Origin of the sequence: Isoptericola sp. NPDC056573, assembly GCF_042793335.1 — a bacterium.
Classification (GTDB): domain Bacteria; phylum Actinomycetota; class Actinomycetes; order Actinomycetales; family Cellulomonadaceae; genus Isoptericola.
Genome location: NZ_JBHTUY010000005.1, coordinates 130,851 through 146,160 on the forward strand (window position 1 = coordinate 130,851; position 15,310 = coordinate 146,160).

The 15,310-nt window shown below is 70.8% G+C and carries 8 protein-coding genes; all 8 read right to left on the reverse strand.

Annotation, left to right across the window (positions count from 1 at the left end):
- Positions 1-244: 244 nt before the first annotated feature.
- The 8 genes from ACFQ8E_RS10545 to ACFQ8E_RS10580 all read right to left on the reverse strand — a co-directional run bounded on the left by ACFQ8E_RS10545 (position 245) and on the right by ACFQ8E_RS10580 (position 15,141).
- Positions 245-4,126 carry a DNA-directed RNA polymerase subunit beta' gene (locus tag ACFQ8E_RS10545; RefSeq protein WP_430550506.1) on the reverse strand — a complete coding sequence of 1,294 codons (3,882 nt, stop codon included), beginning with the start codon at positions 4,124-4,126 and terminating at the stop codon, positions 245-247.
- A gap of 56 nt (positions 4,127-4,182) precedes the next feature.
- The gene (rpoB, locus tag ACFQ8E_RS10550) at positions 4,183-7,695 is read right to left on the reverse strand and encodes a DNA-directed RNA polymerase subunit beta (RefSeq protein ID WP_430550507.1); all 3,513 of its coding nucleotides are present in this window, start codon (positions 7,693-7,695) and stop codon (positions 4,183-4,185) included.
- Positions 7,696-8,177: 482 nt separating this feature from the next.
- Complete coding sequence (gene rplL / locus ACFQ8E_RS10555) at positions 8,178-8,570, reverse strand: 50S ribosomal protein L7/L12 (RefSeq protein ID WP_430550508.1); 393 nt, start codon at positions 8,568-8,570, stop codon at positions 8,178-8,180.
- 83 nt (positions 8,571-8,653) lie between these two features.
- On the reverse strand, positions 8,654-9,184 hold the full coding sequence (gene rplJ, locus ACFQ8E_RS10560) for a 50S ribosomal protein L10 (RefSeq protein ID WP_429764782.1): 531 nt from the start codon (positions 9,182-9,184) through the stop codon (positions 8,654-8,656).
- Between the two features lie 304 nt (positions 9,185-9,488).
- Positions 9,489-12,050, reverse strand: coding sequence for a CHAT domain-containing protein (locus ACFQ8E_RS10565; protein WP_430550509.1), 2,562 nt, complete (start codon positions 12,048-12,050; stop codon positions 9,489-9,491).
- A 17-nt stretch (positions 12,051-12,067) separates the two neighbouring features.
- Complete coding sequence (locus ACFQ8E_RS10570) at positions 12,068-13,918, reverse strand: S8 family serine peptidase (RefSeq protein ID WP_430550510.1); 1,851 nt, start codon at positions 13,916-13,918, stop codon at positions 12,068-12,070.
- Between the two features lie 69 nt (positions 13,919-13,987).
- Positions 13,988-14,509, reverse strand: coding sequence for a carboxypeptidase-like regulatory domain-containing protein (locus ACFQ8E_RS10575; protein ID WP_430550511.1), 522 nt, complete (start codon positions 14,507-14,509; stop codon positions 13,988-13,990).
- A complete protein-coding gene (locus ACFQ8E_RS10580) occupies positions 14,506-15,141 on the reverse strand; it encodes an RNA polymerase sigma factor (RefSeq protein WP_430550512.1) in 636 nt (211 codons plus the stop codon). The genes ACFQ8E_RS10575 and ACFQ8E_RS10580 overlap by 4 nt, the downstream gene beginning before the upstream one ends.
- Positions 15,142-15,310: the final 169 nt, after the last annotated feature.

The window sequence follows — 15,310 nt, forward strand, 5'->3', positions numbered from 1 at the left end:
CAGCTCCCCCGTCCTGACGGACAGTCCGAGCGATCTTCCCGGGGTACCTGTGCGCTCAGGTCGGCGGCGCCTCCGGCAGCCGGCCCGAGCGGTGAGGCTCTGGGCTGACAGCGGGATGCGCGCGCGACGGCACGGGCACGGCTTCCAAGATTACCCGCGGAAGCAAGCGGGGTCAAAGGAACGGGAGGGGCGCACGCTGTGACGTGCGCCCCTCCCGGACTACCTCGTGGTGAGGATCAGCGGATCAGCGGAAGTCTCCGAAGTCCAGGTCCTCCAGCGGGATCGCCTCGCCCGAGCCCATGCCGAGCGTCGGGAAGTCGATCTCGTCGTAGCCGAAGCTCGGGTAGAGCTCGGCCTTGGCCTGCTCGGTCGGCTCGACCTCGATGTTCCGGTAGCGGGGCAGGCCCGTGCCGGCGGGGATGAGCTTACCGAGGATGACGTTCTCCTTGAGGCCCAGCAGCGGGTCACGACGACCGCTCATCGACGCCTCGGTGAGCACCCGGGTCGTCTCCTGGAAGGAGGCGGCCGAGAGCCACGAGTCGGTGGCGAGCGAGGCCTTCGTGATGCCCATGAGCTCCGGACGGCCGGAGGCCGGCTGGCCACCCTCCGCCACCGCACGACGGTTCGCGTCCTCGAAGCGGGTCCGCTCCGCGAGCTCGCCCGGCAGCAGGTGCGAGTCACCCGAGTCGAGCACGGTCACGCGACGCAGCATCTGCCGCACGATGACCTCGATGTGCTTGTCGTGGATGTCCACGCCCTGCGAGCGGTAGGTCTCCTGGACCTCGTCCACCAGGTGCTTCTGCGTGGCACGCGGGCCGAGGATGCGCAGCACCTTCTTCGGGTCGACGGCGCCCTGGACCAGCTGGGTGCCGACCTGGACCTGCTCGCCGTCGGCGATCAGGAGGCGGGCACGCTTGGTCACCGGGTAGCGGATCTCCTCGCCGCCGTCGGCCGGCGTGAGGACCAGGTGGCGCGTGCGCTCCGTGTCCTCGATCGCCACGGTGCCGGTGTACTCCGCGATCGGGGCCTCACCCTTGGGGGTGCGGGCCTCGAACAGCTCGGTGACACGGGGCAGACCCTGCGTGATGTCCTCCGCGGAGGCGACACCACCGGTGTGGAAGGTACGCATCGTCAGCTGCGTGCCCGGCTCACCGATCGACTGCGCGGCGATGATGCCGACGGCCTCGCCGATGTCCACCAGCTTGCCGGTGGCCAGGGAGCGGCCGTAGCACTTGGCGCAGGTGCCGACGCGCGACTCGCAGGTCAGCACGGAGCGGACCTTGACGTTCTCGATGCCGGCGGCGATCACCTGGTCGATGATCACGTCGCCCGCGTCCGAGCCCGCCTCGGCCACGACGTTGCCGTCCGCGTCCACGACGTCCGTCGCGAACGTGCGCGAGTAGATGCTCGTCTCGACGCGCGGGTGCGGCACCAGCACGTCGCCGATGCGCTCGGCGACGGGCAGCGTGAGGCCGCGCTCGGTGCCGCAGTCCTCCTCGCGGATGATGACGTCCTGCGACACGTCGACCAGACGACGGGTGAGGTAGCCGGAGTCCGCGGTACGCAGCGCCGTGTCGGCCAGACCCTTGCGGGCACCGTGCGAGGCGATGAAGTACTCGAGGACGGACAGGCCCTCGCGGTAGTTGGACTTGATCGGGCGGGGGATGATCTCGCCCTTCGGGTTCGCCACGAGGCCGCGCATACCGGCGATCTGACGCACCTGCATCCAGTTACCACGGGCGCCCGAGGACACCATGCGGTACAGCGTGTTCCGCGAGTTGCTCTCGAGGTTCTCGCGCATGACCGACGCGATCTTGTCGGTGGCCTGGGTCCAGATCTCGATGAGCTCCTGACGGCGCTCGTCGTCGGTGATCAGACCCTTGTCGAACTGGTCCTGGACCTTGAGGGCACGCTGCTCGTGCTCGTCCAGGATGTCGTTCTTGACCTCCGGCATCGCGACGTCGGAGATCGCGATCGTGACGCCCGAGCGCGTGGCCCACCGGTAGCCGGCGTCCTTCAGCGCGTCGAGCGACGTCGCGACGTCGACCTTCGGGTAGCGCTCCGCCAGGTCGTTGACGATCGTCGAGAGCTCCTTCTTGCCGACGACGCCGTTCTGGAACGGGTAGTCGATCGGGAGCGCCTCGTTGAAGATCGTGCGGCCCAGGGTGGTCTCGAACAGCAGCGGCTGCCCGGGCTCCCAGCCCTCCGGCGCCTCGAAGCCCTTGGTCGGGGGCACGAGGTCCGACATCCGCATCTTGATCGTGGCGTTGAGGTCCAGCGCACCACGGTCGAGGGCCATGATCGCCTCGGCCTGCGAGGAGAACACGCGCCCCTCCCCCGTCGCGCCGGGGCGGTCCGAGGTGAGGTGGTGCAGACCGATGATCATGTCCTGCGAGGGCATGGTCACCGGACGGCCGTCCGACGGCTTGAGGATGTTGTTGCTCGAGAGCATGAGGATGCGGGCCTCGGCCTGCGCCTCCGCGCTCAGGGGCAGGTGGACCGCCATCTGGTCGCCGTCGAAGTCCGCGTTGAACGCGGCGCACACGAGCGGGTGCAGGTGGATGGCCTTGCCCTCGACGAGCTGCGGCTCGAACGCCTGGATGCCGAGGCGGTGCAGGGTGGGGGCACGGTTCAGCAGCACCGGGTGCTCCTGGATGACCTCCTCCAGCACGTCCCAGACCTCGCCGCGGGTGCGCTCCACCATGCGCTTGGCGCTCTTGATGTTCTGTGCGTGGTTGAGCTCGACGAGCCGCTTCATGACGAACGGCTTGAACAGCTCGAGCGCCATCTGCTTGGGCAGGCCGCACTGGTGCAGCTTGAGCTGCGGGCCGACCACGATGACCGAACGGCCCGAGTAGTCGACGCGCTTGCCGAGCAGGTTCTGGCGGAACCGGCCCTGCTTGCCCTTGAGCATGTCGGAGATCGACTTCAGCGGGCGGTTGCCCGGGCCCGTGACCGGGCGGCCACGGCGACCGTTGTCGAACAGCGAGTCCACGGCCTCCTGGAGCATCCGCTTCTCGTTGTTGACGATGATCTCCGGCGCACCCAGGTCGAGCAGGCGCTTGAGCCGGTTGTTGCGGTTGATCACGCGCCGGTACAGGTCGTTGAGGTCCGACGTCGCGAACCGGCCGCCGTCGAGCTGCACCATCGGGCGCAGGTCCGGCGGGATGACCGGGACGGCGTCGAGCACCATCGCCGTGGGCGAGTTGGTCGTCGTGAGGAACGCGTTGACGACCTTCAGGCGCTTGAGCGCGCGCGTCTTGCGCTGACCCTTGCCGGTGCGGATGGTCTCCCGCAGCGACTGGGCCTCGGCGTCCAGGTCGAAGCTCTCGAGGCGCTTCTGGATCGCCGCGGCGCCCATCGAGCCCTCGAAGTACGTGCCGTACCGGTCGACGAGCTGGCGGTACAGCATCTCGTCGCCCTCGAGGTCCGCGACCTTGAGGTTCTTGAACCGGTCCCAGACCTGCTCGAGGCGGTCCAGCTCCTGGTCGGCACGCTTGCGCAGCTGCGCCATCTCGCGCTCGGCGGAGTCGCGCACCTTGCGGCGCGCGTCGGCCTTGGCGCCCTCGGCCTCCAGCTCGGCCAGGTCGGCCTCGAGCTTGGCGGCACGGGTGTTGATGTCGTTGTCGCGGCGGTCCGAGATCTCCTTCTTCTCCAGGTCGATCTCGTTCTGGAGGTTCGGGAGGTCCTCGTGGCGGGCCTCGTCGTCGACCCACGTGACCATGTAGGCCGCGAAGTAGATGACCTTCTCCAGGTCCTTCGGGGCCAGGTCCAGCAGGTAGCCGAGGCGCGACGGCACACCCTTGAAGAACCAGATGTGCGTGACCGGGGCGGCGAGCTCGATGTGACCCATGCGCTCACGGCGCACCTTCGAGCGCGTCACCTCGACGCCGCAGCGCTCGCAGATGATGCCCTTGAAGCGCACGCGCTTGTACTTGCCGCAGTAGCACTCCCAGTCCCGGGTGGGGCCGAAGATCTTCTCGCAGAAGAGCCCGTCCTTCTCCGGCTTCAGGGTGCGGTAGTTGATGGTCTCGGGCTTCTTGACCTCTCCGTGCGACCAGGCACGGATGTCGTCGGCCGTGGCCAGGCCGATACGCAGCTCGTCGAAGACGTTGACGTCGAGCAAGATGTCCTACTTCCTCAAAGCTTTCGAATGTCCGTGGAGTTCAGCTGGTCGCTGGATCAGATCTCGTCGACCGTGGCGGCCGAGTTGGGGCGGCGCGACAGATCGATGCCCAGCTCCTCCGCGGCGCGGTACACCTCGTCGTCGGACTCCTTCATCTCGATGGAGGTCCCGTCGCTCGAGAGCACCTCGACGTTCAGGCACAGCGACTGCATCTCCTTGAGGAGCACCTTGAAGGACTCCGGGATGCCCGAGTCGGGGATGTTCTCGCCCTTGACGATCGCCTCGTAGACCTTCACGCGGCCCGGGACGTCGTCGGACTTGATGGTGAGCAGCTCCTGGAGCGTGTAGGCCGCGCCGTACGCCTCGAGGGCCCACACCTCCATCTCGCCGAAGCGCTGGCCGCCGAACTGCGCCTTACCACCCAGCGGCTGCTGCGTGATCATCGAGTACGGGCCGGTCGAGCGCGCGTGGATCTTGTCGTCGACCAGGTGGTGGAGCTTGAGGATGTACATGTAGCCCACCGACACCGGGTCCGGGAACGGCTCGCCGGAGCGGCCGTCGAACAGCCGGGCCTTGCCGTCGGTCGCGACCATGCGGTCGCCGTCGCGGTTCGGCAGCGTCGTGGAGAGCAGGCCGCGCAGGCCCGACTCCTCGAGGCCGTCGAACACCGGCGTCGCCACCGGGGTCCCCGGCTCCGACTTCGACGCGACCTCGGGCAGGGTCTCCTTCCAGGAGAGGTCCTTGCCCTCGGCCAGCTCGATGTCCCAGCCGCGGCTCGCGACCCACCCGAGGTGCGTCTCGAGGACCTGGCCGACGTTCATGCGGCCGGGCACGCCCAGCGGGTTGAGGATGACGTCGACCGGCGTGCCGTCGGGGAGGAACGGCATGTCCTCCTGCGGCAGGATCTTCGAGATGACGCCCTTGTTGCCGTGACGGCCGGCGAGCTTGTCGCCGACGGTGATCTTGCGGCGCTGGGCGATGTAGACGCGGACCAGCTGGTTCACGCCGGCGGGCAGCTCGTCGCCGTCCTCGCGGTTGAACTCGCGGACGCCGATGACCGTGCCCTGCTCGCCGTGGGGCACCTTGAGGGACGTGTCGCGCACCTCGCGGGCCTTCTCGCCGAAGATGGCGCGCAGCAGGCGCTCCTCCGGGGTCAGCTCGGTCTCGCCCTTCGGGGTGACCTTGCCGACCAGGACGTCGCCCGCGCCGACCTCGGCACCGATGCGGATGATGCCGCGCTCGTCGAGGTCCGCCAGGACGTCCTCGGAGACGTTCGGGATGTCCCGCGTGATCTCCTCGGGCCCGAGCTTGGTGTCGCGGGCGTCGACCTCGTGCTCCTCGATGTGGATCGAGGACAGGACGTCGTCCTCCACGAGGCGCTGCGACAGGATGATCGCGTCCTCGTAGTTGTGGCCCTCCCACGACATGAACGCGACGAGCAGGTTGCGGCCGAGCGCGAGGTCGCCCTCGTCGGTCGCCGGGCCGTCGGCCAGCACGGAGCCGACCTCGACCCGCTGGCCCTCGTCCACGAGCACGCGCTGGTTGTAGCTGGTGCCCTGGTTCGAGCGGCGGAACTTCGCCGCACGGTACGAGCCCGTGGTGCCGTCGTCGTTCGCGACGAGGACCAGGTCCGCGGACACCTCGGTGACCACGCCGGGCTTGGTCGCCACGATGACGTCGCCGGCGTCGACCGCCGCACGACGCTCCATGCCGGTGCCGACCAGCGGCGCCTCGGAGCGCACCAGCGGCACGGCCTGGCGCTGCATGTTCGCGCCCATGAGCGCGCGGTTCGCGTCGTCGTGCTCGAGGAACGGGATGAGCGCCGTCGCGACGGACACCATCTGGCGCGGCGAGACGTCCATGTAGTCGACCTCGGCCGGCGGCAGGTCGTCGGTCTCGCCGCCCTTGGTGCGCACCAGGACGCGGTCGTTGAGGAACGTGCCGTCCACGGCGAGCTCGGTGTTCGCCTGGGCGATGATGTGCCGGTCCTCGTCGTCGGCGGTCAGGTAGACGATCTCGTCCGTGACCTTGCCGTCGGTGACCTTGCGGTACGGCGTCTCAATGAAGCCGAACGGGTTGATGCGACCGAACGACGCGAGCGAGCCGATGAGGCCGATGTTCGGGCCCTCAGGGGTCTCGATCGGGCACATGCGGCCGTAGTGCGACGGGTGGACGTCACGGACCTCCATGCCGGCGCGGTCGCGGGACAGACCACCCGGTCCGAGGGCGTTCAGACGACGCTTGTGCGTCAGGCCCGCGAGCGGGTTGTTCTGGTCCATGAACTGCGACAGCTGCGAGGTGCCGAAGAACTCGCGGATCGACGCCACCACGGGGCGGATGTTGATCAGCGTCTGCGGCGTGATCGCCTCGACGTCCTGCGTCGTCATGCGCTCACGGACCACGCGCTCCATGCGGGACAGGCCCGTGCGCACCTGGTTCTGGATGAGCTCGCCGACGGCGCGGATGCGACGGTTGCCGAAGTGGTCGATGTCGTCGGTCTCGACGCGGACCTCGGTCGGCTGGCCGTCGCGGGTGCCGGGGATGGTCACCAGGTCGGCGTGCAGCGCGGCCAGGTACTTGATCGTCGCGACGACGTCGGTCACGGACAGCGTCGAGTCCGCCAGCGGCGCGTCGACACCCAGCTTCTTGCTGATCTTGTAGCGACCGACCTTCGCGAGGTCGTAGCGCTTCGGGTTGAAGTAGAAGTTCTCGAGCAGCGCGCGCCCGGCCTCGACCGTGGGCGGCTCGCCCGGACGGATCTTGCGGTACAGGTCGACGAGGGCCTCGTCCTGCGTGTGGACGTGGTCCTTCTCGAGGGTGTCGAGCACGGACGGGAAGTCCGCGAACTCCTCGCGGATCTCCGCCTCGGTGAGGCCGAGGGCCTTCAGCAGGACCGTCACGGGCTGCTTGCGCTTGCGGTCGACGCGCACGCCGACGGCGTCGCGCTTGTCGATCTCGAACTCGAGCCAGGCGCCGCGCGACGGGATGACCTTCGCCGAGAAGACGTCCTTGTCGCTCGTCTTGTCGGGGGTGCGCTCGAAGTAGACGCCCGGGGAACGGACCAGCTGCGAGACGACGACGCGCTCGGTGCCGTTGATGATGAACGTGCCGCGCGCGGTCATGAGCGGGAAGTCACCCATGAAGACCGTCTGGCTCTTGATCTCACCGGTCGTGTAGTTCACGAACTCGGCCGTCACGAACAGCGGGGCGGCGAAGGTGAAGTCCTTCTCCTTGCACTCGTCCGCGGTGTACTTCGGCGGCTCGAAGCGGTGGTTCGAGAAGGAGAGGGACATCGACTGGCCGAAGTCCTCGATCGGCGAGATCTCCTCGAAGATCTCCTCGAGGCCCGACGTCGCGGGGACGTCGGAGCGGCCGGCGGCGGTGGCCGCCTCGACCCGGGCCTGCCAGGCAGGGCTGCCGAGGAGCCAGTCGAAGCTCTCGGTCTGCAGCCCGAGGAGGTCGGGGACCTCGAGCGGCTCGTAGATCTTGGCGAAGGAGACGCGGCGGGAAGCGGTGCGGTTCGCGATAGCGTCGGCGGACGGAACAGAAGGGGTGCGCGAGGCAGCCAAGAGGGGTCCTTCCCTGCAGTTCGATGGCACGCTGTACGCTCAGCGAGGCTGCAGGCGCCGGACCGCGGCGGGAGGAACCGGCCCAGGGGTCACGAAGACGTGATCACGGGGGCGGTGGCTTCGTCAGCGGGGAGGCGTCGGGGCACAAGCGAGCGCAAAGCGCTAGCGTAGCCAGAACTTCATCGTTTGTCCAACTCGCGCGGGCACACGAGCGGACGCCCTCGGTTCTGGGTCTTTGAGGACGTTGTCTCGGTGGCCGCCATATGCCGCCCAAGAAACGGTTGTCGGACCAGCCTAACCCGTGATAAGCGACCCCGGCCAGGCATCGGCGCGCGACGTCGGTCACGACACCACACCTCCACAACCGGTCCGCGCCCCCGCGACCCCCCGCGACCACCCGCGACGTCGTGCGGACGCAACGAGGCCCGCACCCCGAAGGGATGCGGGCCTCGCGGAAGCGATGCGCGGCTAGGCCGCAGCGATCACTTGACGGTGACGGTGGCGCCGGCGCCCTCGAGGGCAGCCTTGGCCTTGTCGGCCGTCTCCTTGTTCGCGGCCTCCAGGACCGGCTTCGGGGCGCCGTCGACCAGGTCCTTGGCCTCCTTCAGGCCGAGGGACGTGAGCGCGCGCACCTCCTTGATGACCTGGATCTTCTTGTCGCCGGCGGCCTCGAGGATGACGTCGAACTCGGTCTTCTCCTCGGCGGCCTCGGCGCCACCGGCACCGCCGGCGGCGGGGGCGGCAACCGCGACGGCGGCGGGAGCAGCGGCGGTGACCTCGAACTTGTCCTCGAAGGCCTTCACGAACTCGTTGAGCTCGATGAGCGTGAGCTCCTCGAAGGCGGCCAGGAGCTCGTCGGTGCTGAGCTTCGCCATGATGGCGTTCCTTTCGGTTGGTGCGTCCTGGGGCCGGGGGCCCCGCAGAAGCAAGGGAGGGGGTAGTGCTTGCCGCACCGCCGTCAGGCGGCAGCGGCCTCCGATTCCTGCTTCTGACGCAGGGCATCGATGACGCGAGCGGCCTGGGCCGGCTTCGCGCTGAAGGCGTAGGCAGCCTGGAAGAGCTTGGCCTTCATCGCGCCGGCCGTCTTGGCCAGCAGGACCTCGCGGGACTCGAGGTCCGCGAGCTTGGTGACCTCTGCAGCGGTCAGCGGCTTCCCGTCAAGGACACCGCCCTTGATGACCAGTGCAGGGTTCGCCTTGGCGAAGTCACGCAGACCCTTGGCGGCCTCGACCGGGTCGCCGGTCACGAACGCGATCGCGGACGGACCCTTGAGGTCGGCCTCGAACGCGTCGATCCCGGCCTCCTTGGCCGCGATGGACGTCAGCGTGTTCTTCACCACGGCGTAGGTTGCGTTGCCGCTGAGCGACCGACGCAGCTCCTTGAGCTGCGCGACGGTGAGCCCGCGGTACTCGGTCAGCACGGCCGCGTTCGCGTCGCGGAACTTGTCCGCGACCTCCGCGACAGCGGCTGCCTTGTCCGGCCTCGCCATGGCAATCCTTCCGGTGGTGGTGCCACCGGTACCTGCGAAAGAAAAGAGCCCCGGCGCAGGTGCGCACGGGGCTCGGAGCTCACAGCCAGGCTGTGTGGTCGTCGTCGTGTCACCTACGCAGGCCCCCGCACTCTCACGGGACTTCGGTCTTCGGCTTCCCGGGCGGAACGATTCTCGTCAGTTCCAGGCAGCGTCGGACGACCGGCGGTCTTGGGTTACCCGAGAACTGTACACGACGGCAGGCCGTGCGCGGCACGCATCCCGTGTGGTACCCACCACTCGCCATGTCATCCTCGCTGACACGTCACAGCACCAGCGGACCGAAGCACACCAGCGGCACCGGCTCGGGCTCGTCCGCCACGGCGCGGGCGAGCGCCGCGCCCGGCCGCAGGCCGTCGCGCAGCCCCTGGTGCAGCACGGGCATCACGCGCACCGCGACGTCGTCCCGCAACGGGGCGACGGCGGCGATCACGGCGCGCGCGCCCATGCGCAGCAGCACGCTCGTCAGCCCGAGCGGTTCGCCGCCGTGCCGGATGCTCGCCGAACCGACGTCGCACGCCGACAGGACGAGCACCGACCTGGACAGATCCCGCCCGTCCAGCTCGTGGGCGAACAGCGGGCCGTCCGCCAGCTGCAGGCTCGAGAACATGGGGTTCTCGGGTTCATGCGTCCCGTGTGCGGCGACGTGGACGACCGGCGCACCCTCGACCGCCTCGGCTACGGCGGCGCACACGGCGTCCGCGCCGGTGAGCAGCCGCGCGCCGCTCCCCCAGACCGCCGCCACCTGCTCCGCCTCAGCAACCCCGTGCACGAGCCCGGACCCGGCGACCGAGAGACCCGGTCCGGGGGACCAGTCCGCCTCGCCCCGTGCGATCCACGAGTTCACCACCGTCGACAGCCCTCGCCGCGAGGGCAGCGCTGCCCACGGCAGCGAGACCAGCCGGTCGCGCGCCGCGACGTAGACGTCCCGCCCTGCGACGTCGAGCGTGCCGAGGAGGAGGGCGTCGAGCCGCCGCAGAGCCGCCTGCACCGACGCGCGGACCACCTCTCGCAACGGCGTGGGCAGCAACGGGTTCGCCAGCGCCTGCTGATCGGCCCGCACTCGTCTCGCCAGCTCGAGGACAGGGGGCACCGGGCCGAGATCGACCAGGCGCGCTCCACTCCCGTCGAGCCGGATGGCGCGCAGGCGGCCGCCGCTCATCGTCAGGTTTAGGACCACCCGGTCCGACCCGGCCGCGCGCAGCTCCGCCCGCAGCCCGCGCGCGGTGGTCGGGGAGGGCACGCCCCGGTCGCCGCCCGAGTGCCAGGTCCGTTCCCGCGCCCGGTCCTGGAGCCGTCGCGCGTCGCGATGCATCTCGACGCCGCGCATCAGCTCGGCATCCGTCGTGGCCTCGTCCGAACGGAGCAGGCGCGCACGCTCCATCAGCCGACGTGCCGACACGATCAGCTCGGCGGCCTGCTGGTCGTCCGGTGGGCGGACCCGTCCCGACCCCGCGAAGGTCGCACGCCCGCGCTCCAAGGCGTCGAAGAACGCGTCCGGCGACACGGACATCAGCGCCGCGTCGATGTCGACCCCCTGCAGCCGGATGCCGTGCACCGCGGCGGCCGTCACCGCCTCGACCGCCCCGAGCTGTTGACGCTGCACCGCGAGGAGCCGATAGCCCCGTCTGACGGCCGCCAGACCTGCACGCCGAGACCCCGTGCCGAAGCCGCACAGCGCGGCGACGACCTCACCGCGCACGCGCGCGCCGAGGGCCAGGCTGGATCGCGGTGGCAGGGCGCGGAGGCGTTTCTGCGACTCGGTGAACCTGCCCCCGCGAGCCCATGCCTCCGCGGCGAGCAGCCGGGCGTCGATGAGCACCCGGTCCGCGCCGGGCTGGTCCTCGACACGCGCGCAGAGCTCGTCGGCCGCCTGCGCGAGGGGCCGCAGCAGCTCTCGCCGCTCGTCCGCGACGACGAGCCCGAACCGTGAGTCCAAGGCGACGACCTCCGCCCGGAGCGCCATGACCCCGTGGCCCGCCCGCCGGGCACGGTTACGGACCCGCTCGGCGAGCTCCTCAGCCTCCGAGAACCTCGCGAGGCCCGCCAGGCACCGAGCCTGCTCGAGCTCGGCGTCCAACAGGTCGCGTGCGCCACCCGTGGCGGCGAGGATCCCGGCCGCCGTCCGGAGCGCGACCTCCGCATCCGTCAGCAATCCGGCCTCATAGAGCACCGCCGCCTTGTCCATCAGGCCGACGCCGGCATGCTCGGGCGGTGCCGCCTCCGCGGCGGCGTCCATCGCTCGCAGGGCCGCCGGGAGGTCGCCGGCGAGGAACTGCGCGTACCCGAGGTTGTGCTCCGCCATCGGGACCACCTGCTCGTCCCGCAGCGCGCGAGCGATCTCCAAGCACCGTCGAAGGTCGACGACGGCATCGTCGATCGCACCGACCTCGAGCAGGAGGGAGCTCCTGTTGAGGAGGACCGGGAGCATCTCTGCCTCGTCGACAAGGCCGTCCAGCGCGGCGTCGAGCTCGATCCGCGCGCCGTCGTGGTCCCCCGACCGCAGCAGCTGCAGGCCGAGGTTGGCGTGGACGAGGGCCACCATCTCCGCGCTGCCGGCCCGGAGCGCCATCGCCGCCGCCGCGGCCAGCTTCGCCAGGACCACCTCGCGGTCTGCACCGAGCTCGCCCTCGCAGGCTGCGATACCCACGAGGACCCGGGCGCGGACCGCGGCGACCTCCGCCGCCGTCGACTCCCCCTCGAGCCGGTCGAGCCGGACGAGGGCGGCCTCGTAGCGGCCGAGTGTGCTCGAGAACTGGCGATGAGCGCGCGCGTGCGACCGGATCTCGTCGACCTCGGCGCGGACCGTCGCCAGCGCGTCGCTCATGCCTCACCCCCTGTGGATCACCCCGGGGTGGACGTGCCGTCGAGCGACAGGCCTCCCGTCGCCCCGGAGATGGCTCGCCAGATCGCCGCCACCCGCGCCTCATCGCCGTGATCGGCCCGGTCGACCGACTCCGTGAGCGTAGCGTCAGCCGCGCGGGCACGCCGACTCCGGTCCGCGAGCAGCTCACGGGCGATCTCACCCGCGAGGACCGGCGCGGCGAACGACGTCCCGCTCCAGGTCGCGAATCCTCCCTGGAATCCCTCCGGGTCGATCGTCGACCGCACTGCGTCGGCGTACCGCTCCCGCGTGCGCAGAGAAGGCGTGCTCGGACCGTCGAGAGTTCGCGGCACGGTGCTCACCACCGCGGCGCCGGGGCGGACGCACGTCACCCAGGGCCCGTCGTTGGAGAACAACGCCGTCGAGCCGTCGGGGTTGGCGGCCCCCACCGCCAGGATGGGGGGCCGCTCCGTGCTCGTGTCCCGCGGGCTGGTGATGCGTGGAGGAGTGGCGCGTCGGTCCACCTCGGGCGCGAAGGCAGCCGGGAACTCAGGACGTGTCTCGCCGTCGTTGCCCGCCGCCACGACGACCGCGACGCCGGAGTCGCGCAGCCGCGCGAGCACGTCGGACAGAGGGTGGTCCCACTGCAGGTCCTCGGGCTGCTCGTGGTAGTAGCCCATCGGGAGCACCACCACGTCCACCGCGACGTAGCCCTCCTCCCCCGCGAGCCCTCGGCGGTGGAACCGCAGGAGTCGCCGGAGCGACTCGATCACCTCGGACTCGATGGCGGCGCCGGCACCCCCGACCACCCGCACCGGCAGGAGCCGCGCGTCCGGGCAGGTCTGGTGCACGATCCCTGCGATGAACGTCCCGTGTCCCGCGACGGGGTCGAGGGGGCCCGTCAGCGGAGCGGTGCTCGCGCCACCGATCTCGGCGTCCTCCTCCGGCAGCTGCGGCACCGGGTACGTCCCGATGGGCCCGTCGGGCAGGCTCGCTCCGCGGATCACCACGCCGTTGCCGTCGTCCGGGTCCTTCCCCAGCCCGTAGGAGCCGAACCACGGATGCGTCCCGATCCCGGTGTCGACGATCGCGACCACCGGGCGGACCGCCCCGTCCGGGGTCCGCGACTCGTCGCCGTCGTCCCGGGCTCGGCGCGCCGGCGGCGCCCCGAGCCAGGCCACCGGCGACCTCCCCCCGCTGCCGGGCACGCCGTACTCCGCCATCCCGTGGGTGGTGAACGGATGAGTCGTGAACGGCTGCGCCGCCATGGGGTGGGTCGTGAACGGATGGGTCGTGAACGGATGGGTCGTGAAGGGATGCGTCGTGAAGGGGTGCGTCGTGAAGGGATGGGTCGTGAAGGGGTGCGTCGTGAACGGGAGCGCGGTCAGGACGTGATCGAGACTGAGAGACCACGGGGTCGACTCGTCGCGGGCGTCGGCCTCGAGCACCTCCCAGGCGTCGGGCTGCACGTCGGGTCGGTCCGCGATCAGACGAAGCACGAAACCCAGGTCCTCGTCCACCAGATCGAGCGGTGCGGCGTCCGCGGAGGGCTCGGTCCCATGCCGGTACCTGACCTCGACCCCGACGTGACAGCCCTGACGCCGCGCCGCGCGCTCGAAGCCTGCAGCCGCGTCCTCGTCCTCGCTCGGCTCCAGGGAGAGCACCGACGGCAGCGCCTCGGCGCCACCTGGTGCCCGCAGGCGGCCACGGATCGAGTCAGGAAGGCCTCCACGGACCAGGAGACGATCGGCCACGTACCAGGTCGACCCGACCTGGCGCTGCCCGGGACTCCGTCGCGCGGTGCTGGGGTCCAGGAACCGGATCGTCGGCTCGGGCCGGCTCGGCGTCGGTCCTACGGGGCTCTCGGTCACGTGTCCTCCTCGTCACGGGCGCGCCGGATCGGCGCACGATCAGGGTGGGCGCGAGTCGCGCCCGGCGTCTCAGAGCTCGATGACCGGCGTGGCGACGGTGACGTCGCCGCCGTCGGGCAGGCGCACGAGCAGGCTGGTGGGGCCGCGGTCGACGGCGGTGAAGGCGAAGCGGCCGTCGTCGTCCGCCGTGGTGGTGCGCTCTCCGCCGGGCTGGCGCAGCTCGACGACCAGCGTCGCGGCGGGTGCGACCCAGCCGTCGAGGCGCACGTGGGTGCCGTCGTCGTCGATGGACAGCGCGATCATCACGGTGAGTCGCTCGTGCGTGAACGTGATGGTGCGCGCCTCGAGCGGCGGGGCGTCGCCGCGCACGGACCCGACGGGGGCCTCGATCTGCTGCAGCTCCATGACCTCGGCCTCGAGCCGGGCGAGCGTCATCGCGAACAGCGACCGCTCGACCAGGCCCTCGGGCACCGGGTCGACCGCCTCGACCGCGCGGCCGAGCCGCCCCAGGACCGCGACGTCGTGCGCGTCCAGGGTCTCGTCCTCGCCGGGCACGGGCTCGCCCCACGCGTTCTCGTGCTTCTGGCTCATGTCCACGAGGCCTCCCCTTGCTCGGTGAGGACGGCGCGCAGCTTCGCCAGGCACCGTCCCCGTGTGGCGCCGATGCTTCCCACCGGCATGCCGATCGACGCCGAGATCGCCTTGTAGTCCGGGCGGTCGGCGAGCGAGACGAGTCGCAGCAGCTCCTGGCAGCGCTCCGGGAGCCGGCGCAGCGACGACCAGAGGATCCGGTCGCGCTCGTCGGTCAGCACCTCGGCCTCCGGGCCCGGGCGGGCGTCCGGCAGCGCCGCGGCGCCCTCGGTCACGTCGTCCGGCAGCTCGGTGCGGCGGCGCAGGTCCGCACGCCCCTTGCGCACCGTCTCCCAGGCGGCCCGGCGGGCCGTCACGAGGAGCCACTTCAGCACGGCCTTCGGCTCGGCGATCGTGTCCGCGTGCCGCACGAGCGCCGCCCACGTGGACTGCACCACGTCGTCGGCGACGTCCCGGTCGACGCCCTGGGCACGCACCGTGTGCCACAGCAACGGCGTCGCCTCCCGGACCAGGTCGGTCAGGGCGTCCGTGCGCCCCTCCCGGAACTCCAGGATCGCCCGCGCGGCCCGGTCGCCCAGGCTCTCGTCGGCGTCGGGCGCCCCACCGAGCGGTTCCTCAGTGGCTCGTGTCATGGCTGTTCGCACCTCGGGAGGGCTCGTGGAGAAGCCGGGGCGGCCCCGCCCCGGAACCTCCGAGCCTACGGCGCGCCCCGACGACGCGGCAGGAGGAAGTTGCATCGACATGCAAGGACCTCCTCCGGCAGCGCTCGTGCGGTGCTGCGTACTCGTCATCGCCCGGAAA

What these genes read in the sequence shown, in the direction of transcription:
- rplL (WP_430550508.1), bottom strand. Translation starts at nt 8,570, where the DNA reads ATGGCGAAGCTCAGCACCGACGAGCTCCTGGCCGCCTTCGAGGAGCTC.
- rplJ (WP_429764782.1), bottom strand. Translation starts at nt 9,184, where the DNA reads ATGGCGAGGCCGGACAAGGCAGCCGCTGTCGCGGAGGTCGCGGACAAG.
- ACFQ8E_RS10565 (WP_430550509.1), bottom strand. Translation starts at nt 12,050, where the DNA reads ATGAGCGACGCGCTGGCGACGGTCCGCGCCGAGGTCGACGAGATCCGG.
- ACFQ8E_RS10575 (WP_430550511.1), bottom strand. Translation starts at nt 14,509, where the DNA reads ATGAGCCAGAAGCACGAGAACGCGTGGGGCGAGCCCGTGCCCGGCGAG.
- ACFQ8E_RS10580 (WP_430550512.1), bottom strand. Translation starts at nt 15,141, where the DNA reads ATGACACGAGCCACTGAGGAACCGCTCGGTGGGGCGCCCGACGCCGAC.